The organism is Blastococcus sp. SYSU DS0616, assembly GCF_054051015.1.
In genome coordinates, this window is record NZ_JBJHAJ010000004.1 from 200,520 (window position 1) to 223,658 (window position 23,139).

Annotated in this window: 19 protein-coding genes and 1 tRNA gene; 12 read left to right on the forward strand and 8 right to left on the reverse strand. The window is 74.9% G+C overall.

The window, feature by feature from the left end; all coding sequences use genetic code 11:
- Positions 1 to 9: 9 nt before the first annotated feature.
- The 3 genes from ACI79K_RS04825 to ACI79K_RS04835 form a co-directional block, all read right to left on the reverse strand.
- Entirely contained in the window at positions 10 to 2,688 is a 2,679-nt protein-coding gene (locus ACI79K_RS04825) for an ATP-binding protein (protein WP_456599101.1), read from the reverse strand.
- A gap of 103 nt (positions 2,689 to 2,791) precedes the next feature.
- Positions 2,792 to 3,904: a phosphoserine transaminase gene (gene serC, locus ACI79K_RS04830; RefSeq protein ID WP_456588043.1), complete on the reverse strand. Its 1,113-nt coding sequence runs from the start codon at positions 3,902 to 3,904 to the stop codon at positions 2,792 to 2,794.
- A 90-nt stretch (positions 3,905 to 3,994) separates the two neighbouring features.
- On the reverse strand, positions 3,995 to 5,116 hold the full coding sequence (locus ACI79K_RS04835) for a citrate synthase 2 (protein ID WP_456588042.1): 1,122 nt from the start codon (positions 5,114 to 5,116) through the stop codon (positions 3,995 to 3,997).
- A 153-nt stretch (positions 5,117 to 5,269) separates the two neighbouring features.
- Here ACI79K_RS04835 and pdxH point away from each other — a divergent pair, with 153 nt between their 5' ends.
- Positions 5,270 to 5,917: a pyridoxamine 5'-phosphate oxidase gene (pdxH, locus tag ACI79K_RS04840; protein WP_456588041.1), complete on the forward strand. Its 648-nt coding sequence runs from the start codon at positions 5,270 to 5,272 to the stop codon at positions 5,915 to 5,917.
- The gene (locus ACI79K_RS04845) at positions 5,914 to 7,248 is read left to right on the forward strand and encodes an MFS transporter (protein WP_456599102.1); all 1,335 of its coding nucleotides are present in this window, start codon (positions 5,914 to 5,916) and stop codon (positions 7,246 to 7,248) included. Before pdxH ends, ACI79K_RS04845 begins: the two co-directional genes overlap by 4 nt.
- Before the next feature lie 114 nt (positions 7,249 to 7,362).
- Here the strand turns inward: ACI79K_RS04845 and ACI79K_RS04850 are convergent, their stop codons facing one another.
- Positions 7,363 to 8,031: a UdgX family uracil-DNA binding protein gene (locus ACI79K_RS04850; RefSeq protein ID WP_456588039.1), complete on the reverse strand. Its 669-nt coding sequence runs from the start codon at positions 8,029 to 8,031 to the stop codon at positions 7,363 to 7,365.
- 142 nt (positions 8,032 to 8,173) lie between these two features.
- Here ACI79K_RS04850 and ACI79K_RS04855 point away from each other — a divergent pair, with 142 nt between their 5' ends.
- The 7 genes from ACI79K_RS04855 to ACI79K_RS04885 all read left to right on the forward strand — a co-directional run bounded on the left by ACI79K_RS04855 (position 8,174) and on the right by ACI79K_RS04885 (position 17,571).
- Positions 8,174 to 9,088, forward strand: coding sequence for an ABC transporter ATP-binding protein (locus ACI79K_RS04855; RefSeq protein WP_456588038.1), 915 nt, complete (start codon positions 8,174 to 8,176; stop codon positions 9,086 to 9,088).
- A complete protein-coding gene (locus ACI79K_RS04860) occupies positions 9,085 to 10,275 on the forward strand; it encodes an ABC transporter permease (RefSeq protein WP_456588037.1) in 1,191 nt (396 codons plus the stop codon). The genes ACI79K_RS04855 and ACI79K_RS04860 overlap by 4 nt, the downstream gene beginning before the upstream one ends.
- Positions 10,276 to 10,326: 51 nt before the next feature.
- Positions 10,327 to 11,307: a TIGR03557 family F420-dependent LLM class oxidoreductase gene (locus tag ACI79K_RS04865; protein ID WP_456588036.1), complete on the forward strand. Its 981-nt coding sequence runs from the start codon at positions 10,327 to 10,329 to the stop codon at positions 11,305 to 11,307.
- Positions 11,308 to 11,423: 116 nt separating this feature from the next.
- Entirely contained in the window at positions 11,424 to 12,284 is an 861-nt protein-coding gene (locus tag ACI79K_RS04870) for a tetratricopeptide repeat protein (protein WP_456588035.1), read from the forward strand.
- Between the two features lie 165 nt (positions 12,285 to 12,449).
- Positions 12,450 to 13,592, forward strand: coding sequence for a hypothetical protein (locus tag ACI79K_RS04875; protein ID WP_456599103.1), 1,143 nt, complete (start codon positions 12,450 to 12,452; stop codon positions 13,590 to 13,592).
- 111 nt (positions 13,593 to 13,703) lie between these two features.
- Positions 13,704 to 16,505, forward strand: coding sequence for a phosphoenolpyruvate carboxylase (ppc, locus tag ACI79K_RS04880; protein WP_456599104.1), 2,802 nt, complete (start codon positions 13,704 to 13,706; stop codon positions 16,503 to 16,505).
- Positions 16,498 to 17,571, forward strand: a complete 1,074-nt coding sequence (locus ACI79K_RS04885; RefSeq protein ID WP_456599105.1) for an inositol monophosphatase family protein — start codon at positions 16,498 to 16,500, stop codon at positions 17,569 to 17,571. The genes ppc and ACI79K_RS04885 overlap by 8 nt, the downstream gene beginning before the upstream one ends.
- Before the next feature lies 1 nt (position 17,572).
- Here the strand turns inward: ACI79K_RS04885 and ACI79K_RS04890 are convergent, their stop codons facing one another.
- Entirely contained in the window at positions 17,573 to 18,982 is a 1,410-nt protein-coding gene (locus ACI79K_RS04890; protein WP_456588031.1) for an FAD-dependent oxidoreductase, read from the reverse strand.
- 82 nt (positions 18,983 to 19,064) lie between these two features.
- Here ACI79K_RS04890 and ACI79K_RS04895 point away from each other — a divergent pair, with 82 nt between their 5' ends.
- Positions 19,065 to 19,373 (forward strand): putative quinol monooxygenase, encoded by a 309-nt coding sequence (locus ACI79K_RS04895; RefSeq protein WP_456599106.1) that lies wholly within the window; start codon positions 19,065 to 19,067, stop codon positions 19,371 to 19,373.
- Positions 19,374 to 19,385: 12 nt separating this feature from the next.
- Here the strand turns inward: ACI79K_RS04895 and ACI79K_RS04900 are convergent, their stop codons facing one another.
- From ACI79K_RS04900 to ACI79K_RS04910, 3 genes are read right to left on the reverse strand one after another with little or no spacing between them, the layout of a single operon-like run.
- Positions 19,386 to 20,213 (reverse strand): hypothetical protein, encoded by an 828-nt coding sequence (locus tag ACI79K_RS04900; RefSeq protein ID WP_456599107.1) that lies wholly within the window; start codon positions 20,211 to 20,213, stop codon positions 19,386 to 19,388.
- 45 nt (positions 20,214 to 20,258) lie between these two features.
- Positions 20,259 to 21,068 carry an Fpg/Nei family DNA glycosylase gene (locus ACI79K_RS04905; RefSeq protein WP_456599108.1) on the reverse strand — a complete coding sequence of 270 codons (810 nt, stop codon included), beginning with the start codon at positions 21,066 to 21,068 and terminating at the stop codon, positions 20,259 to 20,261.
- Between the two features lie 34 nt (positions 21,069 to 21,102).
- Entirely contained in the window at positions 21,103 to 21,483 is a 381-nt protein-coding gene (locus ACI79K_RS04910) for a GNAT family N-acetyltransferase (protein WP_456588027.1), read from the reverse strand.
- Positions 21,484 to 21,604: 121 nt separating this feature from the next.
- Here ACI79K_RS04910 and ACI79K_RS04915 point away from each other — a divergent pair.
- Positions 21,605 to 21,680 (forward strand) — tRNA-Arg (locus ACI79K_RS04915).
- Between the two features lie 360 nt (positions 21,681 to 22,040).
- The coding region (locus ACI79K_RS04920) for a DUF3152 domain-containing protein (RefSeq protein WP_456588026.1) at positions 22,041 to 23,139 on the forward strand (1,099 nt) is incomplete at its 3' end.

The following is a 23,139-nucleotide window of genomic DNA, read 5'->3' on the forward strand; positions in this document are numbered from 1 at the left end:
GCTCCGCGGTCAGGCGGCCGGCTGCAGCGCCGACCGGATCCGCACGGTCGTCCCCTCGGGGCCCGGGACGGCGGTGACCTCGGCGACCGCGCTCATCAGCGTGGAGCCGCGGCCGCGGTCCATGCTCGGCTCCCGCTCCCGCCACTGGCCGTGGTCGCGGACCGTGATCTCCACCGCGCCGTCCCCGACGACGGCGGTGACCTCGACGACGGGCCGGGTCGGCTCCTGAGCGTGCTCGATCGCGTTGCTGGCCGCCTCGCAGGCCGCCAGGAGCAGGTCGTAGGACTGGTCGGCGCCGACCCCGGCGTCGGCCAGGAGGCCGCGGAGCCGGCGGCGGATCACCGGGATCGAGGAGAGGACCGACGGCAGCTGCCAGTGCGCCCGGTTCCGGGCGCCGTCGGGGCCGGTCGACGGCTGCGGACCCGGGTCCGACGCCGGCGCCGGCCGGCCCACCGGCGTGGCCACCAGCGGCGCGGGCAGCGGGGAGGTGGCCGGCCGGGGCGGCTCGCCGACCTCCCGCGTCGTCGCCGGGGTCACGGCGCGACCGGCCGCCCGCTCGAGCACCACCCGTACCCGGGCGAGCAGCTCCGCGGCGCGGAACGGCTTGGCCAGGTAGTCGTCGGCGCCGGCCTCCAGGCCCTCGACCGAGGCGTCCTGCCCGGCGCGGGCCGTCAGCATGATCACCGGGATGTCCCGGGTGGCCGGGTCCCCGCGCAGCGCCCGGAGCAGCTCGAAGCCGTCGACGCGCGGCATCATCACGTCGGTCAGCACGAGGGCCGGCCGCTGCTCGGCCACCGCGGCGAGCGCCTCCTGTCCGTCGGCCGCCGTGCGCACCGCCCAGTGCGGCCGCAGCAGGCGGTCGAGGTAGCCGCGCATGTCCGCGTTGTCGTCCACCACCAGGACCGCAGTGGCGTCCGCCGCGCCGGGAGCCCGGTCGGCCGGGCGCGAGACCTCCCGCTCCCAGCCCTCGGCCTCGCCGTGGGCGGCCTCCGACGGGACGGCCGCAGGACCGCCGACGACGGCGTCGGGGGCGCCGAACGGCAGGGCGACGGTGAACGTGCTGCCCCGCCCCGGCTCGCTGGTCACCGTCACCGTGCCGCCGTGCAGGGCGGCGAGCTCCTGCACCAGCGCCAGGCCGATGCCGGTGCCCTCCCGCGTGCGGGCGGTCGCGCCCGACACCCGGTGGAAACGCTCGAACAGGTGCGGCAGCTCCTCGGCGACGATGCCCACGCCGGTGTCGGCGACGGTGAGCTCGAAGCCGTCGCCGGTGCCGCGCACAGCCACGTCGATGCCGCCGACGAAGGTGTACTTCACCGCGTTGGCCAGCAGGTTGACGACGATCTTCTCCCACATCCGGGGGTCGACGTAGGCCGGGCGGTGCAGGGGCGGGCAGGCGACGGTGAGGCGCAGCCCGGCCCGCTCGGCGGCCGACCGGAAGATGCCGGCGAGCTCGGCGGTGAACGCCGGGACGTCGGTCTCCACGCGGACCGGGGTGGCCCGCCCGGCCTCGATGCCGGCGAAGTCCAGCAGGTCGTTGACCAGCCGCTGCAGGCGCTGCCCGTTGCGCAGCGCCAGGGAGAGCTGCTCGCGGACGTCGTCGCCCAACGGCGGGTCGGTGTTCTCTAGGACGTCGCCGATCGGGCCCAGCAGCAGCGTGAGCGGCGTGCGCAGCTCGTGGCTGACGTCGGCGAAGAAGGTGGTCTTCGCGCGGTCGAGCTCGGCGAGCGACTCGGCCCGCCGACGCTCGTCCTCGAACGCCCGGATGGTGGCCAGCGCGCCGGTGAACTGGCCGGCCACCAGCTGGTGGAAGGCCTGGTAGTCGGCGTCCACGGCCCGGTTGGGCGAGGTGCCGAGGACCAGCAGGCCTGCCGGCTCGGCGTCGTGGCCGGACGCCAGCGGCAGCACCACCGCGTCGGTCACCGGGTCGTCCCAGGGACCGCCGGTCAGCCCCAAGGAGGCGACCGGCGGTAGTGCCGCGCCGGCGTCGGCGACCGCGGGCAGGAGCGCGGCGTCGACCCCGGTCGTCGCCACGCGGGCGAAGGTGCCCTCGTCGGTGGCGAGGTAGACGGCGGCGAAGGGGATGTCGAGCGGGTTCGAGCGCAGGGCCGCGCACATGGTCGCGACCGTCTGCCGCTCGTCGGCGAGCTGCGTGCCCGCCACCGACAGCGTGTGCAGCAACTGCTGGCGGCGGGCGGCGAGCAGCTCACCGGTGACCTCCGTGCAGACGGCGTGGATGCCGGCGACCCCGCCGTCGTCGTCGAAGGCCGGCGCGTGGGAGACGGTGAAGTAGGTCTCCTCCCGGTATCCGGTGCGTTCGAGGAGCAGCAGCAGCCCCGGCAGCCAGGAGGCCTCGCGCGTGGCCATCGCGTGCTCGATCGGGGGCCCGAGCGCGTGCCAGCCCTCGGCGAGGGTCTGCCGGATGTCCTGGCCGATCGCCGGGTGCTTCGCGCCGATGAGGGGCGCGTAGGCGTCGTTGTAGAACTGCAGGAAGTCCGGGCCCCAGGTCAGCACCATCGGGAACCTGGACACCAGCACCGTGCGCACGGCGAAACGCAGGCTGGCCGGCCAGCCGGCCACGGGGCCGAGCGGGGTGCTCGCCCAGTCGAGGCCGGCCATGATCCGGCCGGCCTCGCCCCCGGCGGCGAACAGGTCGCCGATCCCGGGGCCCGACGGGACATCGGGGCCCACACTCACCTCCCGCCTACGAACCTTCACCTCGGAACTGCCCACTGCGGCCCCCTGCAGGGACCCACCGCGAGCGTGCGAGCGGTGGGCGGTAGGGGGCCCTTCTTCAGAGCCGCTCGGTCACGTAGTCGATGCAGGCCGTCAGCGCCGTCACGTCGTCGGGGTCCACGGCGGGGAACATGCCGACGCGCAGCTGGTTGCGGCCGAGCCCGCGGTACGGCTCCACGTCGACGATGCCGTTGGCGCGCAGGGTCGTCGCCAGGGCGGCAGCGTCGACGGAGTCGGCGAAGTCGACGGTTCCGACGACGAAGCTGCGGTGCTCGGGGTGGGGGACGAACGGGGTCGCGTACGGCGACTGCTCCGCCCAGCCGTAGAGCCGCGTGGCGGACTCGCGGCTGCGCGCGACGGTGCCGGAGAGGCCGCCGAGGGAGAGCATCCAGTCGAGCTGGTCCGCCAGCAGGAACAGGGTGGCGACCGCGGGGGTGTTGTAGGTCTGGTCCCTGGTGGAGTTGTCGACGGCGATCGACAGGTCCAGGAAGCCGGGCACCCAGCGGCCCGCGGCCTTGATCTCGGCGATCCGCTGCAGCGCGTCGGCCGACATCAGGGCCACCCAGAGCCCGCCGTCGGCGGCGAAGGACTTCTGCGGGGCGAAGTAGTAGACGTCGGTCTGCGAGACGTCGACGGGCAGGCCGCCGGCGCCGGAGGTGGCGTCGATGAGGACGAGGGCGTCCTCGGTGCCGTGCGGGCGCGAGATCGGGGCCATGACGCCCGTCGAGGTCTCGTTGTGCGCCCAGGCGTAGGTGTCGACGCCCTCGGTGGCGGTCGGCAGCGCCAGCGACCCCGGCTCGGCCGTCACGACCACCGGGTCGCCGAGGAACGGTGCCCGCACCGCCGCGGAGGCGAACTTGGCGGAGAACTCCCCGTAGGTGCCGAAGGCGGCGCGGTCGCGGACGAGCCCGAACAGCGCCGCGTCCCAGAATGCGGTCGTCCCGCCGTTGCCGAGCACCACCTCGTAGCCGTCGGGCAGGTCGAACAGCGTGGTCAGCCCCTCGCGGACCCGCCGCACGAGGTTCTTCACCGGCGGCTGCCGGTGGGAGGTACCCATGATCGCCGCCCCGTCACCGGCGAGGGCGCGCAACGCCTCGGGGCGCACCTTCGACGGACCGCACCCGAACCGGCCGTCGGCGGGCAGGAGTGCGGCGGGGATGGTGATGCTCATCCGGGGAGGGCCTTCCGGTCGTGCGGGTCGGGCGGCCCCGCCGCGCGCCCCCACCGCGGGCGTGCGCGGTGGGGGCAGCGGGGTCCTCGCTCAGGCCAGCTGGGCGGCCGAGGGGTTGATGGTGTCCCAGCCCTCGACGGCCTCGGGCTTGCGGGGCTCGGGGCCGACGTAGCGGGCCGACGGGCGCACCAGGCGACCGGTGTTCTTCTGCTCCAGGATGTGCGCGCACCAGCCGGCGGTGCGGGCACAGGTGAACATCGAGGTGAACATGTGGCTGGGCACCTCGGCGAAGTCCAGGACGATGGCCGCCCAGAACTCCACGTTCGTCTCGACCGGCCGGTCGGGACGCCGCTCCCGCAGCTCCTTGAGGGCGGCGTTCTCCAGCGCGAGGGCCGCCTCGAAGCGCGGCGCACCCAGCTCCTGGGCCGAGCGGCGCAGCACCCGGGCGCGCGGGTCCTCGGCGCGGTAGACCCGGTGGCCGAAGCCCATCAACCGCTCCTTGCGGTCGAGCAGGTCCTTGACGTACTTCTCCGCGTCGCCGGTCTTCTCGACCTCGTCGAGCATGTGCAGCACCCGGGAGGGGGCGCCGCCGTGCAGCGGCCCGGACATCGCGCCGATCGCGCCGGACATGGCGGCGGCGACGTCGGCGCCGGTGGAGGCGATGACCCGGGCGGTGAACGTCGAGGCGTTCATGCCGTGCTCGGCGGCCGAGGTCCAGTAGGCGTCCACAGCGGCCACGTGGCGGGGGTCGGGCTCGCCGCGCCAGCGGACCATGAAGCGCTCGACGATGGTCGAGGCCTCGTCGACCCGGCTCTGCGGAACGGCGGGGGTGCCGATGCCGCGGGCGGACTGGGCGACGTAGGACAGCGCCATGACGGCGGCGCGGGCCAGCTGCTCGCGAGCGGTCTCGCTGTCGATGTCCAGCAGCGGGCGGTAGCCCCAGAACGGGGCGAGCATCGCCAGGGCGGCCTGGACGTCGACGCGCACGTCGCCGCTGTGCACCGGGATGGGGAACGGCTCGGCCGGCGGCAGGCCGGGGCCGAACTTGCCGTCGACCAGCAGCGCCCAGACGTTGCCGAACGTGACCTTGCCGACCAGGTCCTCGATGTCGACGCCGCGATAGCGCAGCGCGCCGCCGTCCTTGTCCGGTTCGGCGATCTCCGTCTCGAAGGCGATGACGCCTTCCAGGCCGGGTACGAAGTCGTCGGCCATCTCGCAAGCTCCTCTGCGCGTGGACCCACGTGCGCGCAGGACACGGCGCACGATTGCCAGCCGACCCTAGGCCGTCGGCCCCGTCCTGGCACACGGGGGGCGCGGTGGACGCCCTCCCGAGCCGACCCGCGCCGCCGGTGTCAGCATGGCGGCGTGCCCGACCTGACCCGCATGCGCAACGACTACACGCTCGGGCGGCTGCGCGAGGACGAGCTCGCCGCCACCTGGGTCGAGCAGTTCGACCGCTGGTTCGCCGACGCCGTCGCCGCGGACCTCCCGGAGCCCAACGCCGTCGTGGTCGCGACCGCCGACGCCGACGGCGCCCCGGATGCCCGGATCGTGCTGATGAAGGGCTACGACACCGACGGGATCGTGTTCGGCACCAGCTACGCCTCGGCCAAGGGCGCGCAGCTGGCGGTCAACCCCCGCGCGGCGCTGGTCTTCCCGTGGCACGCGCTGCAGCGGCAGGTGCGGGTGGCCGGTCGGGTGGAGCGGATCGGCGATGCCGCCTCCGATGCGCTGTGGGACCCGCGGCCACGCGGCTCGCAGCTGGCGGCGGCGGCCTCGGTGCAGTCGACCGTCGTCGACTCCCGGCACGAGCTCGAGGAGCGGGTGCGGCTGCTGGACCAGCAGACGCCGGAGGGGAAGCTGCCCCGCCCCGCGGCGTGGGGCGGCTACCGGGTGGTGCCCGAACGGGTCGAGTTCTGGCAGGGCGGTGGGGACCGGTTGCACGACCGGCTGCGGTTCGTCCGCGACACGGCGGAGGGCGGGGGCTGGATCGTCCAGCGGCTCGCCCCGTGAGCGGGCCGCCCGGGCCGGTCGACCCGGTCGAACCGGACCGGGCGGTGGTGGAGCCGGTGCCCGAGCCGGTGCGGCGGCGCGGGTGGGCGGTGGACACCACGCCGCTGCGCGTCCCGGCCTACCGCCGGCTCTTCGGCGGTGTCGCGGCCACGATGATCGGCCAGCAGATGACGCTGGTCGCCGTCCCCTACCAGGTCTACGAGCTCACCGGCCGGTCGCTGTTCGTCGGGCTCACCTCGCTGGTCGCGCTGGTACCGCTCGTGGTGTTCGGGCTCCTCGGCGGTGCGATCGCCGACGTCGTCGACCGGCGGAAGCTGATGCTCGTCACCTCGACGGGCGCCGCGGTCACGAGCGCTCTGCTGGCCCTCCAGGCGCTGCTGCCCGGCGGCGGGAACCTCGTGCTGCTGTGGGTGCTCACCGCGTTCGTCTCCGGCTTCGCGGCGGTCAACCAGCCGGCGCGCAGCGCCGCCATCCCCGCGCTGGTGGGCACCGCGCTGGTGCCGGCCGCGAACGCCCTGGCGATGACGGTGCGCCAGGCAGGCGTCATCGCCGGTCCGCTGCTCGCCGGGGTCCTGATCGGTCAGGGGGAGCTGTTCCTCGCCTACCTGGTGGACGCGCTGGGCTTCCTGGTCGCCGCGCTGCTGCTGCGCGGCCTGCCCGCGCTGCCGCCCGGCGGCCGGGCCCGCCGGCTGCGGCTGGGCGCCGCGGTGCGCGGCGTGGGGGAGGGGTTCGCCTTCCTGCGCACCCAGCCGGTGCTGCTGATGACGTTCGTCGTCGACATCATCGCGATGCTGTTCGCCTGGCCCAACGCGGTCTTCCCGGAGCTCTCGGCCGAGCGGTTCGCCGACTCGCCGAACGCGCTGGGGTGGCTCTTCGCCGGGGTGTCGGTCGGCGCGCTCGCCATGGGGCTGACCTCGGGGTGGGTGTCGCGGGTCGATCGGCAGGGAGCGGTCGTCCTGGGCGCCATCGCCGTCTGGGGAGGGGCGGTGATCGGGTTCGGGCTGGCGCCGTCGCTGTGGCTCGCCGTGCTGTTCCTCGCCGTCGCCGGCGCGGGGGACATGGTGAGCGCGGTGCTGCGCTCGTCGATGCTGCAACTGGCGGCGCCCGACGAGATGCGCGGCCGGATGCAGGGCGTGTTCCTCGTCGTCGTCGCCGGTGGCCCGCGGCTGGGCGACCTGCGGGCCGGGGCGCTCGCGAGCGCGGCGTCGGTGACGGTGGCGATGGTCTCCGGCGGCATCGTGGTGGTGCTGGCGATGGCCGCCGTCGCGCTCCTGGTGCCCTCGTTCTGGCTGTTCCGCGCCTCGCGCTCCGGCGTCGAGCGCACCCGCTGACGGCCCGGGGCCCGGCCGGGCTCGCCCGCCCCCGAGAGTGGCGAGGCCGGCCGGGCGCTGGGAGGCATAACCAGCACCGGCGGTCCCTACTCGCCGGTAGTCCTCTCCGTGGGATCAGGCCAGCGCACCGGCGACCGTCCGCAGGTCGGCGACCAGGGCGTCGTAGGCAGCGGCGCGCGCCTCGTCCGGGGTGCGCAGGACCGCCGAGGGGTGCGTGGTGGCGAGGATCCAGGTCTGGTGCGGCGCGTCCTCGTCGTCGTCCTCCGTCGCCGCCGGGGCGCCCGGTGGTGCCCAGGGCAGCAGCTGCCCGTGGTCGCGGGTGATCCGGAAGGACGGCGAGATGAGCCCCTTGGCCGCCGTCGCACCCAGCGCGACGACGACCTCGGGCTTCAGCACGGCGAGCTCCGCCTCCAGCCACGGCCGGCAGGCCCGAAGGTGCTCGGGCCGGGGTGTCTGGTGGATGCGCCGCTTGCCCTTCACGGTGTGCGAGAAGTGCTTCACCGAGTTCGTGACGTAGCTGTCGCGCCGGTCGATGCCGGCGTCGGCCAGCGCCTTGTCCAGCAGCCGGCCGGCCGGACCGACGAACGGCTCGCCCCGCCGGTCCTCCTGGTCGCCCGGCTGCTCGCCGACGAAGACCACGCGGGCGGTCTCGGGCCCCTCCCCGAACACGGTCTGGGTGGTGTCCTGCCACAGCTCGCAGGCCCGGCAGCCCGCCGCCGCCGACCGCAGCTGCTCCAGGCCCACCCCGGTGGGTGGCCGCGCCACGCCGTCGCGCTCGCTCATCCACCGATCAGACCGCACCCTCCCGGCCGTCGCGAGATGAACTCTCGGGGTCCCGACGTCGCGCCCGCGAGTCGATCACCCTGGCGTGATCATGAGCTCGGCTACGGTTTCCGGCGGACGTGCCCAACGGCAGGAGGAACAGGTGCTCGAGTTCGACGGGCTGCAGAAAAGTTTCGGGGACGTCCGCGTCCTCGACGGCGTGGGCTTCACGGTGGCGCCGGGATCGATGTTCGGTTTCTGCGGCTCCAACGGTGCGGGAAAGACGACGACCATGCGCGTGGCCATGGGGCTGGTCCGGCCCGACGCCGGGGAGGTGCGCTGGCAGGGACGCCCGCTCGACCAGGAGTCCCGGCGCCGCGTCGGCTACATGCCGGAGGAGCGCGGGCTCTACCCGAAGATGAAGGTCGGCGAGCAGATCGCCTACTTCGCCCGCCTGCACGGCATGGACTCCGCCGCGGCCACGCACGCGGCCGGCGAGTGGGTGGAGCGGCTCGGGCTGGGGCCGCGCAGCGGCGACGCCGTCGAGAAACTGTCGCTGGGCAACCAGCAGCGGGTGCAGCTGGCCGCCGCGCTGGTGAGCCGGCCCGAGGTGCTCATCCTCGACGAGCCGTTCTCCGGCCTGGACCCCATCGGCGTGGACTCGCTGGCCGAGGCCCTGCTGGACCAGGCCCGCGCGGGCGTCCCGGTGGTCTTCTCCAGCCACCAGCTGGACCTGGTCGAGCGGCTCTGCGACTCGGTCGGCATCCTCGCCCGCGGGCGGATGGTCGCCACCGGGACCGTCGACGAGCTCCGCCGGCGCGAGGCCGGCCGGCTGCTGCGCGTCGTGGTGCCCGACGCCGCGCCGGGGTGGGCCGCGGCGCTCCCCGGCGTCCGGGTGGTCTCCGAGCAGGCCGGTGACACGCTGCTGGAGCTCGCGTCGGACGCCGACGACCAGGCGGTCCTGGCCGCCGCGCTGCACACCGGCCGGGTCACCCACTTCGCCTGGCAGCAGCCCACACTCGTCGAACTCTTCCGCGGGGCGGTCGCCGCCCCCAGCGCCCAGGAGGTGGCGGCGTGAGCCCGTCGCGTACGCCCGGCAGCGCGGGACTCGTGCGGCTCGTCGCCGCACGCGAGGTCTCCGCCCGCATCCGGGACAAGAACTTCATCATCAGCTCGGTCGTGATCCTGGTGCTGCTGCTCGGCACGCTGGGCATGCAGGTGGCGCTCGGCTCCGGCGGCGACGCCACCCGGATCGGGATGGTCGGCGGGGGCGCCGGGCTGGAGCAGACGCTGGAGGCCCAGGGCGAGGCGCTCGACGTCGACGTCACGGTGGTCGCCCTCGACGACGAGGCCGCCGCCCGCACGGCGATCGAGGAGGGCGACGTCGACGGCGTGCTGCTGGCCGAGGGCGGGGGTGAGCCCGAGCTGCTGGTCGAGCAGTCGGCCGGCGGAACGCTGCAGTCGGTCGTCCAGGGCGCGGTCACACAGCTGGCGCTGGCCGAGCAGCTGGCGGCCGCCGGGGTCGACGACCTCGTCGTGCCCGAGGTGGCGGTGACGCCGCTGGACCCGGACGCCGACCAGGACGGCCAGCGCATCGGCATGGCGATCATCGGCGTCGCGCTGCTCTACGGCCTGCTCATCCTCTTCGGCCAGTTCGTCGCCCAGGGCGTCGTCGAGGAGAAGGCCAGCCGGGTGGTGGAGCTGCTGCTGGCGACCATGCGGCCGTGGCAGCTGCTGGCCGGGAAGATCATCGGCCTGGGACTGCTCGGGCTGGCGCAGATCGTGCTCATCGTGGTCGTCGGGGTCGCCGGGGCGCTGGCCCTCGACATCGTCGACATCCCCGGAGAGCTCATCGGCACGGCCGTCGCCGTCGTCGCCTGGTTCGTGCTCGCGTACGCGTTCTACGCGGCGATCTTCGCGGTGACCGCCTCGCTGGTCAGCCGGCAGGAGGACCTCAACACCGTGGTGATGCCCACGATCATGGTGCTGGTGGTCGCCTTCGTCGTCGGCATCCAGGCCGCCGCGGAGCCCGACGGCACCCTGGCGGTCGTCACGTCCTACATCCCCGGGCTGTCCCCGCTGGTGATGCCGGTGCGGCAGGCCGCGGGCAGCGTGGCCGTCTGGGAGATCGTGCTGTCGGCCGCCCTGATGGTCGCGGCCATCGTCCTGGTGGTCCGGCTCGGCGGTCGGGTGTACGCCGCGGCGCTGCTGCGCACGGGCGGGAAGATCACGATGCGGGAGGCGCTGAAGGCCGAGCGGGTGTGACCACCTGGCGCGGGTCGGTTCGCCCCGGCCCGCGCCGGGTAGCCGCGCGGCATGGTGATGCAGCTGGGCTACACGATGATGACCGAGCAGGCCGGGCCGAAGGACCTGGTCGGCCACGTGGTGGGCGCCGAGGAGGTCGGCTTCGACTTCGCCGTCAGCAGCGACCACTACTTCCCGTGGCTGGACGAGATGGGCCACTCGCCCAACGCGTGGGTGACCCTCGGGGCCGCCGCGCAGGCCACCAGCCGGATCCCGCTGATGACCTACGTGACCTGCCCGAGCTTCCGCTACCACCCGGTGGTCGTGGCGCAGCAGGCGGCGACCCTGCAGATCCTCTCCGGCGGCCGCTTCACCCTCGGACTGGGGGCGGGGGAGAACCTCAACGAGCACGTCGTGGGCGCCGGCTGGCCACCGGCCGACGTCCGGCACGAGATGATCATGGAAGCGCTGCAGATCATCCGCGACCTGTTCGACGGGGAGGGCTACACCAACTTCCGCGGTGAGCACTTCGACGTCGAGTCGGCCAAGCTCTGGGACCTGCCGGAGAAGCGCGTGCCCATCGGCTTCGCGGCCGGCGGGAAGCAGGCGGCCACCATCGCCGGCGAGCTGGCCGACGTGCTGGTCGCGACCGATCCGCTGTCGGAGCTGGTCGAGGCGTTCGAGGCCGCCGGGGGCGCGGGCAAGCCGAAGATCGCCCAGATGCCGATCAGCTACGGCACCGACAAGGCCGCCGCCGTCACCCGGGCGCACAGCCTCTTCCGCTGGTTCGGCCTGGGCTGGAAGGTCAACTCGGAGCTGCCCGGTCCGTCGGCGTTCGACGCGGCGACCTCGTTCGTCCGCGAGGAGGACGTCGAGGGCAGCATCCCGTGCGGGGACGACGTCGGCGCGGTGATCGAGGCCGCGAAGGAGTACGCCGACGCCGGGTTCACCCACCTGGCCCTGGTCCAGATCGGCGGGGACCAGCAGGAGCCCTACCTGGAGTGGGTGCGCAGCTCGCTGATGCCGGCCTGGCGGGAGGCGTTCGGCAGCTGACCGGCCGGAGGGGACAGCTGATCGGGTGACCGTTCGGCCTCCGGGCCGATCCCATGGGGTGAGGTCCGGCGGCGAGGGGGCGCGCCGGGCGCCTCCTCGCCGCGATCATCGGCGGCATGACCGAGGACCTGGACGTGCGGCTGCGGCGGCTGCTCGCCTCCGACGACGCCGACGCGCTGATCGACCTCGGCTGCGACCTGGCCGACGCCGGCCGGCAGACCGAGGCGGAGGCCTGCTTCCGCCGCGCCTTCGACCTGGGGGACTCCGTCGCCGCGTTCAACCTCGGCAACTCGCTGGCCGCCCAGCAGCGCTGGGAGGAGGCGGTCGACGCCTACGAGGTCGCCCTGCGCGGCGGCGAGGCCGACGCCTGGCGCAACCTCGGCCTGGTGCTGGAGGACCTCGGTGACCTCGCCGGCGCCATGCGCGCCTACCGGGGGGCGGCGGCCGCCGGCGACCTCGAGGGCGGGTTGCAGCTGGCCTTCCTGCTGCGGGAGCAGGGGGAGCGCGAGCAGGCCATGGCGGTGGCCGAGGAGTTCGCCGCCGCGGGTGACCAGGAGGCCGCCGCCGTCGTCGCCTGCTGGCGCTGGTGCTCGACGCTCGACCCGGCGCTGGAGGACGACCTCCGCGCCGGCCAGCACCACTTCCCGGCCGCCCGCGCGGACCTGGCGCACCTGCTGCGCGAGACCGGCCGCTCGGCCGAGGCGCGCGCGGTGCTGGAGCGCGGCGCCAAGCTCGGCGAGCAGGTGGCCTGGCTGCCGCTGGGCAACCTCTACCGCGAGGAGCTCGGCGACGAGGAGGCCGCCGAGGAGGCCTACCGCAGCGGGATCTCCGCCGGTGACGCCTACTGCCACCAGAACCTCGGCGTGCTGCTGGCCGACCGCGGGGACCTCGAGGGAGCCGTGGAGCAGTTCCGCCTGGGGGCGGCGGCCGGCGACCAGCTCGCGGCGCAGTGCCTGCGGGAGCTCGAGCACGACTAGCCTGCTGCGCCTCGCGTGGCCGGTGGGGCGCATGGGGCGGTGCAGTGGGCCCTCCGGTACGAGCCACCCGCGGTTGCCCTGGAGGAACGGCGCTCCGCTGCCGAAAGCCTCGTGCACGCGCCGGACGGGGTCGACCGTCCGGGCGGGGACGGGGAGGACATGCACGTGGACGGACGGCTGGATCGGGGGCGCCGGCTCGCCCGGGCCCTGGCCGGGGGCGCGGCCCTGCTGGCAGTGACCATCGGTGGAGGGGCCACGGGGGCCGGGGTCGCCGTCGCCGAGGAGCCGGGCGCGGACGTCGCCGTCCAGCCGTCGGAGGCGACGTCTCCCGAAGTTACGGCGGTTCCGGAGGGTCGGGGCGGCACTGCGCCGGCGGCCGTCGACCAGTGCGGCCCCTACCAGGACTACTGGAACAGCATGGACCGGCCGCCGCCGCCGCTGCCACGGGTCGTCTTCGTCTCGGCGGCCTCCTCCGCCGCCGGCCAGGTGACATTGAACTGGACCGCCGCGAAGCCCGAGGAGCACCCCGACGTCGTCTACACCTCCTACTACTTGAAGGTGGACGGCGTCGCCCGGCCCTACCTCGACGGCGGGGCCTTCACCGAGGACGTCGGTACCGGGGTCGTCACGACCACCGTCACGGGCCTGACCGAGGGTCCCCACTCCTTCGTCGTCCAGTCGATGCTGTGCGGTAACCAGAGCAACCCGCAGACCCCGCTGACCATCGCGGCCGACGGTGTCGCGACGTGGACGCCGCCCGCGCCGCCCGCGCCGCCCGCGCCGCCCGCGCCGCCCGCGCCGCCCGCGCCGCCCGCGCCGCCCGCCCCGCCCGCGCCGGTCGCCACGCCGGCTGGCGAGCCGACCGTGCCGCCGCGGGTTCCCTCGACGTCCCTCACGCTGACGACGGACAAGGGCCTGATCACCCGGGCCTCGGCCGGCGAGCAGCTGACCGTCCTCGGTACGGGCTTCATGCCGAACTCGACGGCGAAGGTCGTCATCTACTCCGAGCCGCAGGTCCTGGCCACGGTGACCACCGACGGCAACGGCGACTTCAGCGCCCCGGTGACCATCCCGGCCGACCTGGCCGCGGGCGTGCACTCACTCGTGGCTTCCGGGTTCGCGCCGGACGGATCGGACCGGTTCCTCCGGCTGGACGTGACGGTGGCCCCGGCGGTCACCCCCGTCGTCGGTCAGCTCGCCTACACCGGCGCTGACCCGCTGCTGCCCGCGGCGCTGGGCGCCGGTGCGCTGCTGGCCGGTGGGGCACTGCTGGTCGCGGCCCGGCGCCGCAGCGCCGACGGGAGCTGAGACCCCGCAGGGACCGGCTCTCGCTCCCGGCGCCCGCCCCTCGATGGCGGGCGCCGGGACCGAGGTGGAGGCCGACACCTGCCCGTCACATCGATCCCCGATACTCGGGGTGTGTCCGAAGCCACTGTTGACGTCGCAGACCTCCGACACCACGGTGCACCCGGCACCGGTGACCGCGCGGACGACGAGCCGCTGCGCGAGGACATCCGGCTCCTGGGGCGCGTCCTCGGCGAGGTGATCGGCGAGCAGGCCGGCCCCGAGGTGCTGGAGCTGGTCGAGTCCACCCGCGTGGAGGCCTTCCGCATCCGTCGCTCGGAGGTCGACCGGGCCGAGCTCGCCCGCCGGCTCGCCGACCTGGACGTCCGCTCCGCCAACCACGTCATCCGGGCGTTCAGCCACTTCTCGCTGCTGGCCAACCTCGCCGAGGACATCCACCACGAGCGCCGCCGCCGGCACCACCGCCGCGCCGGCTCCCCGCCGCAGCAGGGCAGCCTCGCGGCGTCGTTCGCCCTGCTGGACCAGGCGGACATCCCGGGCGAGACCGTGGCCCGCGAGCTCGCCGGGGCCCTCGTCTGCCCGGTGGTCACCGCCCACCCCACCGAGGTCCGACGCAAGACCGTGTTCCAGGTGCAGCGGCAGGTGACCCAGCTGATCCGGGAACGGGACCGCGCCGGCGGCGACGTCGACCCGGCGTGGTCGGCGCAGCTGTGGCGCGCGGTGCTCACCCTCTGGCAGACGGCGCTGCTGCGGCTGTCCCGGCTGCGGCTGACCGACGAGATCGACGAGGCGCTGCGCTACTACGAGCTCTCCCTGTTCGAGGTCGTGCCGGCGATCAACGCCGAGGTGCGGCGGGCGGTCGAGCAGCGGTGGCCCGGGGCCGGGGTGCTGCGCCGGCCGATGCTGCTGCCGGGGTCCTGGATCGGTGGTGACCGCGACGGCAACCCGTTCGTCACGGGTGAGGCGCTGCGCCGGGCCACGTCCCGGCAGGCGGAGACGGCCCTGAGCCACCACCTGGTCGAGCTCGCGGCGCTGCGCAGCGAGCTGTCGATGTCCGACCGGCTGGTCACGCCCACGCCGCAGCTCTACGCACTGGCCGACGCCTCCGGCGACGACTCCCCGTTCCGGGCCGACGAGCCGTACCGGCGGGCGCTCAGCGGCATCTCGGCGCGGCTGGCGGCCACCGCCGCCCGGGTTCCGGGGGTCGTGCCGGGGGACGCGGGGTCCCTGCCCGCGCTGCCGCCCTACGCGACGCCCGACGAGCTGCGGGCCGACCTCGACGTCGTCGACGCGTCGCTGCGCAGCCACGGGGCCGGGGCGCTGGCCGACGACCGGCTGCTGCGGTTGCGGGAGGCCGTGGAGGTCTTCGGGTTCCACCTGTGCGGGCTGGACCTGCGGCAGAACTCGTCGGTGCACGAGCAGGTGGTCGGCGAGCTGCTGGCCTGGGCCGGGGTGTGCGACGACTACACCGCGCTCGACGAGACCGCCCGGGTGGAGCTGCTCGCCGGGGAGCTGACGCTGCGACGTCCGCTGGTGCGTCCCGACGCGCAGCTGTCGGAGGAGGCGCGCAAGGAGCTCGACGTGCTCGTGGCCGCGGCCGAGCGGGTCGCGCTGCTGGGCCCGCGGACCATCCCGAACTACGTGATCAGCATGTGCGAGTCGGTCAGCGACGTGCTGGAGGTCGCCGTCCTGCTCAAGGAGGTCGGCCTGCTCGACCCGGCCGGACCGGAGGGGCCCACCTGCCCGGTCGGCATCTCCCCGCTGTTCGAGACGATCACCGACCTGCAGAACGCCGCCACGACGCTCGGGGCGGTGCTCGACCAGCCGCTGTACCGGGCCCTGCTGGCCAACCGGGGCGACGTGCAGGAGGTCATGCTCGGGTACTCCGACAGCAACAAGGACGGCGGCTACCTCGCCGCCAACTGGGCGCTGTACCGGGCCGAGCTCGACCTGGTGGAGCTCGCGCGCCGCGAGGGGATCCGGCTGCGGCTGTTCCACGGCCGCGGGGGCACCGTCGGCCGAGGCGGCGGCCCGAGCTACGAGGCGATCCGCGCGCAGCCCCCGGGCGCGGTGGCCGGGGCGTTGCGGATCACCGAGCAGGGCGAGGTGATCGCCGCGAAGTACGCCGACCCCGACCTCGCCCGGCGCAACCTCGAGGCGCTCGTCGCCGCCACCCTGGAGTCGACGCTGCTCGACGTCGAAGGCCTCGGCGCCGACGCCGAGGACGCCTACGCCGTGCTCGACGACCTCGCCGCCCGCGCGCAGCGGGCCTACCGGGAGCTGGTGCACGAGACGCCCGGTTTCGTGGAGTGGTTCCGGGCGGCCACCCCGATCGGTGAGCTGGCCGAGCTCAACATCGGCAGCAGGCCACCGTCGCGCAAGGCGGGCAACTCCATCGCCGACCTGCGGGCGATCCCGTGGGTGTTCAGCTGGTCGCAGACACGGATCATGCTGCCCGGCTGGTACGGCACCGGATCGGCGCTGGAGGAGTGGGTCGGGGGCTCCGCGGAGCGGCTGGAGCGGCTGCGCGAGCTGCACCGGCGGTGGCCGTTCTTCCGCACCGTGCTGTCCAACATGGGAATGGTGCTGGCCAAGACCGACCTGGAGCTCGCGGCCCGGTACGCCGAGCTGGTGCCCGACGAGGAGCTGCGGGCGCGGGTGTTCGACCGCATCACCGCCGAGCACGAGCGGACCTGCCGGATGGCGCTGGCCGTCACCGGCGACGACGACCTGCTCGCCGACAACCCGTCGCTGGCCCGGTCGATCCGGAACCGGTTCCCCTACCTGGAGCCGCTGCACCACCTGCAGGTGGAGATGCTGCGGCGCCGGCGGAGCGGCGAGGACGAAGAGCTCACCAGCCGCAACATCCAGCTGACCATCAACGGCATCGCCACCGCGCTGCGCAACAGTGGCTGAGCCGGGGCTGCGCACCGCGGCCAGCCCGGATCTGCCGGCCGCGGCGGAGGCGCTGGGGATGTCGGCGGCCGCGCTGGCCCCGGCCCTGCTCGACCCCTGGGCGCGGGTGCTGGTCGGGGACGAGGGCCAGGTGGTGCTGCTCCGCCGGCAGTGGACCGACGATGCCACCACCGCGGCCGTGGTGGTGCGCCGGGCAGGGGTGCCGCTGGACCACCCCGTGGTGCTCGCCGCCGCGGCGGGGTGGGGGTGCGACCGCGTGCGGCACCTCGCGACCGGGCGGGCGATCGACGTGCCGGGTCCACCGGCCGACGCCCCCCTGCCGCTGCGCTTCGCCCACCTGGCGGCGCTCGCGGCCACGCGGGTGGAGACCGCGGTGGCGCTCGCCCACGGCACCGGGGAGACGCGGACCAAGCGGGACGGGAGCCCTGCGCTGGCCGCCGATGCCGCCGCCCACGCCGCCGCCGTCGAGGTCCTCGGCGCGCTGGGCGTGCCGGTGCTCAGCGAGGAGAGCCGCGACACCGGGGTGGCCCCCGGCCGGCCCTGGGTGGTGCTCGACCCGCTCGACGGCACCGGAAACTTCGCCGCCGGCCTGCCGCCGTGGGCGTTCTCGGCCGCGCTGGTGCAGGAGGGCCGGCCGGTCGCCGGGCTGGTCGCCGACCTCTCCTCGGGCCGGCGGTGGGCGGCGGTCGAGGGGCACGGCGCCGTCCGGGACGGGGTGCCGGTGCGCACCCGGCCGGGTAGCACCGTCGTCGTCCCCAGCGGGCCGCGGGGCGGCGCGGTCACCGTGCCGGTGACCGCCCGCCGGGTGCGGATCACCGGGTGCACCGCCGTCGACCTGTGCCTGGTGGCCGACGGCGCGGCCGCGGCCTGGCACGACCTGGACCGCGGCGGCACGCACGTGCACGACGTCGCCGGCGGACTGGCGGTGCTGGCCGCCGCGGGGGGCGTCGTCCTCACCGACGCGGGGGAGCCCCTCGAGCTGGCACCCGACACGGACGCGCTGATCCGGTTCGTGGCCGCCGCCGACGAGACGGCGGCCCGCGAGCTGCTGGCCGCGCTGCGCTGATTCAGCGCTGACGGGCGGCGGCCTCCCGGACGGCGGCCAGCAGCGCCTCCCGCTCGTGCAGGGTCGTCCGGGCCCGGCCGCGGCTGGCACCCAGCGCCTGCTCGGCGGCGTCGATCGCCCGCCAGTCCTCCAGCAGCACCGGTTCGGCCCCGCGGCTCTGCAGCGTGCGCACCAGGTCGTCGGCCGGGCCACGCACCCGCAGCGTGCCGTCGGCGGCGTCGGCCAGCAGGCCCGCGATGGTCTCCCGGGCGTCGTGCTTGTTGTGCCCGACCACCCCGGTGGGGCCGCGCTTGATCCAGCCGGCCACGTACTCCCCGGCCGACGGCCGCCCGTCGCGCAGCACCCGTCCCACGCCGTCGTGGGTGACGGTGCCGGTGCGCTCGTCGACCGGCAGCCCGGGCAGCGGGGTGCCGAGGTACCCCACCGACCGCACCACCAGGTCGGCGGGCAGCACCTCGAACTGCCCGGTGCCGATCGCCCGGCCGTCGCCGTCGACGGCGGTGCGCTCCACCTCGACGCCCGTCACCCGGTCGGTGCCCAGCAGCCGCACCGGGCGGGTGTAGAAGCGCAGCCGCAGCCGGGTGCGACCGGGGGCGGGCACGTGGCCGGACCACTCGCGGAGGACAGCGAGGTTGCGGCTGGCGTTGCGGTCGGCCGCGGCGCGGGCCTCGGTGTCGGCGTCCAGGTCGAGGTCAGCGGGGTCGACGAGCACGGTGGCCGCCGCCAGCTCCCCGAGCTCGCGCAGTTCCTGGGTGGTGAAGGTGGCCTGCGCCGGACCGCGGCGGCCGAGCACCGTCACCTCCTCGACGGGTGCGGCGGCGAGGACGTCGATGACGTGCTGGGGCATGTCGGTGGGGTCCAGCTCCTCGGCGGTCCGGGCGAGGATCCGCCCGACGTCGAGCGCGACGTTGCCCACCCCGACGACCACGACGTGCCGGACGCCGGCCAGGGCCGCCTCCACGGTCGCGCGGTCGGCGTCGGGGTGCCCGGTGTACCAGGCCACGAGGTCGGTGGCGGCCAGGCTGCCGGGGAGCTCCTCGCCCTCGATGCCCAGGCGCCGGTCGAGGGCCGCGCCGTAGGTGTAGACGACGGCGTCGACGTGGGCGCGCAGCTCGGCCAGGGAGAGCTCGGTGCCCACCTCGACGTTGCCGACGAACCGCACCAGCGGGTGGTCCAGGCTGCGGTGCAGGGTGTCCCGGATCGCCCGCATCTTCGGGTGGTCCGGGGCGATGCCGTGGCGGACCAGCCCGAAGGGGGTGGGCAGCCGGTCGAGCAGGTCGACGGCGACGGGGACCGCGCTCTGCCGGGTCAGGGCGTCGGCGGCGTAGATGCCGGCCGGACCGGCCCCGACGACCGCCACCCGCAGCGGGTGCTCAGCGGTCGGGGGAGGAGGAGCGCCGTCGTCGACCACCCTGGCATCCTGACCCGGCCGGGGCCGCGCCACCAGGGCAACCGTCCGGGCCGTTGTCGTCCCCCCGTCCCAGGAGGTCTGCGTGTCCGTTGTCGTCGTCGCCACCATCACCCCGAAGCCCGAGGCGGTGGACGCCGTCCGGGAGGCGATCCTCGCCGCCGTGCCGAAGGTGCACGCCGAGCCCGGCTGCGAGCTGTACGCGCTGCACGAGGGGGACGGGGTGTTCGTCATGGTGGAGCGGTGGGAGAGCCCCGAGGCGCTGCGCACCCATGGCAAGGCCGAGGCGCTGACCACCCTGGGAGCGGCGCTGGCCGACAAGCTCGCCGCGCCGCTGGACGTGCGCCGGCTGACCGCCGTCCCGGCGGGGGAGCCGGGCAAGGGCGCGCTCTGACGTCGAGCGAGCTCAGCGGCAGGCGTGGTCGTGGTCGAGCTCGCCCGGGACGTACTGGGTGAGCTCGACCTCCCCGTCGGGGACCAGCGGCGGCTTTCCGCAGGCCGCCACGGCCCCGATCCGGGTCGTGGCGCCGGCCAGCCAGCTGGGCAGCCCGGCCAGCGGGCTCTCGTCCGGGACCTCGCCGACGATGCGGCCCCACTGGTAGCCGGTGGAGTAGACGCCGACCCGTGCGCCCCGCCCGGTCAGGTACTCGGTCATGCCCTCGAGCGCGGCCCGGTTGCGGGCCCGCGCGTCGGAGGACCCGTACTGCCAGGTGTTCATGGTCTCGACGTCCAGCCACCACGTGTAGCCCGCCGGCTGGCTGCCCAGCCCCGCGGCGCGGGCGGCGGGGCGGAAGAACGACTGCACGCTCGCGCGCGCCCGCTCCCAGCCGTACTGCCACGAGCACGCCGTCGAGTTGCCGCCGTCGCAGCGCCCGTAGGGCGTGCTGCCCGCCTCGGGCCAGGTGGTGACCTGCTCGCGCAGCTCGCCGGGGTTGGCGGTGTTGAGGTAGAGCTGCACCCGCGGCTGGCCGGCCGCACCCGAGGAGCCGGCGGCCCACTCCAGCTGGTCGGCGAGGCAGGGGTTGGCCCGGGTGGCGAGCCCGCCGTTGACCCCGACCACGGCGAACGCGGCGTCCTCGGGGAGCTCGGTGCCGCACTGCGGGTGGGAGACGTCGTAGCCGACGGTGCGCGTCGGGCCGGCGGTCTCGACGGGTGCGGCGGAGGCGGTCGCGGGCAGACCGAGGAGCGCCCCCACCGCGGCGAGGGCCACCATCGTGCATGATCTGCGTCTCACTGCCCTCGACGGTACGCGCGGCCGAGCGGCATCCGCCGGTACCGGTCAGGTCGCCTGGCAGACGGGGCACCAGTAGAGGTTGCGCCCCACCAGGACCTGGGTGCGGATGGCGGTCCCGCAGATCCGGCAGGGCAGGTCGGTGCGCCGGTAGACGTAGTGGGCGTCTTCGCGGGTCACCGCACCGCTGCGCCGGGAGCGGTCCTCGGGGCGGGTGGTCACGATGCGGCCCATCCGGACGCCGGAGCGCATGAGGGTCACCAGGTCCCGCCACATGCCGGCCCACAGCGCGGCGTCGATCTGCCGGCCGGGCCGGAACGGTGAGACCCGGTGCCGGAACAGCAGCTCCGCGCGGTACACGTTGCCGACGCCCGCCAGCACCGACTGGTCCATGAGCAAGGCCCCGACCGCCGTGCGGCTGCCCGCGATGCGCCGGTGGGCGACCGTCCCGTCGGCGCGGGGCCGCAGCGGGTCCGGCCCCAGGCGACCCAGGATCCGCTCGACCTCCGGGGCGGGGAGCACCTCGCAGGCGGTGGGACCGCGCAGGTCGCCCCATGCCCCGGCGCCGTCCGGCCCGTCGCCCACCCAGCGCATGCGCAGCGCGCCCTTGGCCGGGGGTGGTCTGCCGGTGCCGGTGAGGAAGGTGCCGTACAGCCCGAGGTGGACGTGCAGGTGGTCGCCGCCGAAGCGGGCGAACAGGTGCTTGCCGTACGAGAACACCTCGTCGAGCACCCGCCCGTCGAGGAGGGCGGCGCCGGCCTCGAACCGGCCCTGGGGGCTGGTCACGTGCACCGGGCGGCCGGCGAACGGCAGCTCGAGCTGCCGCGCCAGGCGGTACAGGGTGTGGCCTTCGGGCACCCGCGCAGCGTAGGTGGCGCCGCGCGTCACCTGCTCAGTGGTCGGCGGTCTCCAGGCCGAAGTGCGGCCGGTCCTCGACCGCGACGAGGTCGACCAGTTCGGGGTGCTGCTGGATGTAGTGGCGGACGAAGGAGCAGTACGGCAGCACGGTCAGCCCCCGCTCGCGGGCCGCGGAGAGGACCCCGGCGACGAGCGCCTTCCCGATGCCCTGACCGCCCATGGCGGGGTCCACCTCGGTGTGCGGGAGGGTCATCTGCCCGTGCTCGACGTGGTAGCTGGCAAGTCCGACGACGCGCTCGCCCTGCCGGATCTCGAACCGACCCCGCTCGGGGACGTCGACCACCGTGGTCTCCATCGCTGCGGCCCACCTCTCTGACCCCGGCCACGCTGCCGGAGCTCGTTTCGACCCCAGCACGGTAACCCGCTGGAGGCGTTCGCTCTCTCAGCCGTACCGACGAGTCGGGTCCCGCCGGGGTTCCCTCGGCCACCCGATAGCCTGCTGGCGTTGGTCCCGGGGCAGCTGGTGCCGCGCCGTGGCCCCCGTAGCTCAGGGGATAGAGCATCGGTTTCCTAAACCGTGTGTCGCAGGTTCGAATCCTGCCGGGGGCACCAGCTGGACCTGTGGCCGGCGGTCCCGTGCTGCACCGTCGTCCTGGGCGCCGGCCGGTCGAAGCCGCCCTCCTGTCCCGACGATGCAGCCGTCACGTGGCCATGGGGATCCGGCCCGCACCGTGTCCGGCGATCGCCACCGGTCCCGGGGACCGCCGCCGACGAGGGAAGCGGGGCGGTGGTCGGCCCCCGCCCGCACGTCCATGACAGCTTCGTGTCAGGCGTCCAAAAGGCTTGTCCCGGCCCGGTGGTGGCTGGCTATCGTGCCGGGACGGGCAGCGGCGGCCGGTACGCCACGGCGCGCCGGTGCCGGAGGACCACGAGACGCGGTCGCCGCGTGCCGGCTGCGGGACGGGACTGTCGATGAGCTGGCACCTGCGGACGTTCCTGGCGATGTTGCTCGCGCTGACCACCGCGGGCATGCTGCCCGCGGCGCCGGCGCAGGCCCAACAGGCCATCACCTACACCGTCACGGCCCAGGGCACCGTCTACGGCGACCTGGACCACTTCGCCGGCGTCGCCTCGGAGACGCTCAACGACCCACGGGGCTGGAGCCTCGGCGGCGCCCTCCGCTTCGACCAGGTGCAGTCCGGAGGGAACTTCAGCCTCATCCTGGCCTCGCCGGCCGTGGTCGCTGCTGCTGCTCCCGGCTGCAGCAGCGAGTGGAGCTGCCGGGTGGGCCGCAACGTCTACATCAACGACGAGCGGTGGCGCGGCGGCACGGACTCGTGGCCGCACGGGCTGGACCTGTACCAGCGGTACGTGATCCTGCACGAGGTGGGGCACTGGCTGGGTCTCGGTCACCAGGACTGCCCCACGCCCGGCCGCACCGCCTGGGTCATGCAGCAGCAGTCGATCTCCCTGCAGGGTTGCCGGGCCAACGTCTGGCCGGTCATCGCCGAGCGCCAGCAGGCGGCGGACAACCGCGGTGTGTCGGTGAACTGGTCGGCCATCGAGGCCAGGTACCGGGACCTCGGGCAGGAGGGGGGCGTGCTGGGTCCCCCGATCACCTGGGAGAGGTACGCCGGGGCCGACGGCGGGTCCTACCAGCACTTCGCCGGGGGTTACGGCGGTGGCTCGATCTACTGGTCGGCGAACACGGGCGCGCACGAGATCTACGGGGAGATCCGGGACCGCTGGGAGGAGCTGGGCTGGGAGCGCGGTGTGCTGGGCTACCCGATCACCGGGGAGCGCAGCACCGCGGACGGCGTGGGCCGGTACAACGCCTTCGCCGGGGGTTACGGCGGTGGCTCGATCCACTGGTCGCCGAGCACCGGTGCGCACGAGACGTACGGGGAGATCCGGGACCGCTGGGAGGAGCTGGGCTGGGAGCAGGGTGTGCTGGGCTACCCGATCACCGGGGAGCGCAGCACCGCGGACGGCGTGGGCCGGTACAACGCCTTCGCCGGGGGTTACGGCGGTGGCTCGATCCACTGGTCGCCGAGCACCGGTGCGCACGAGA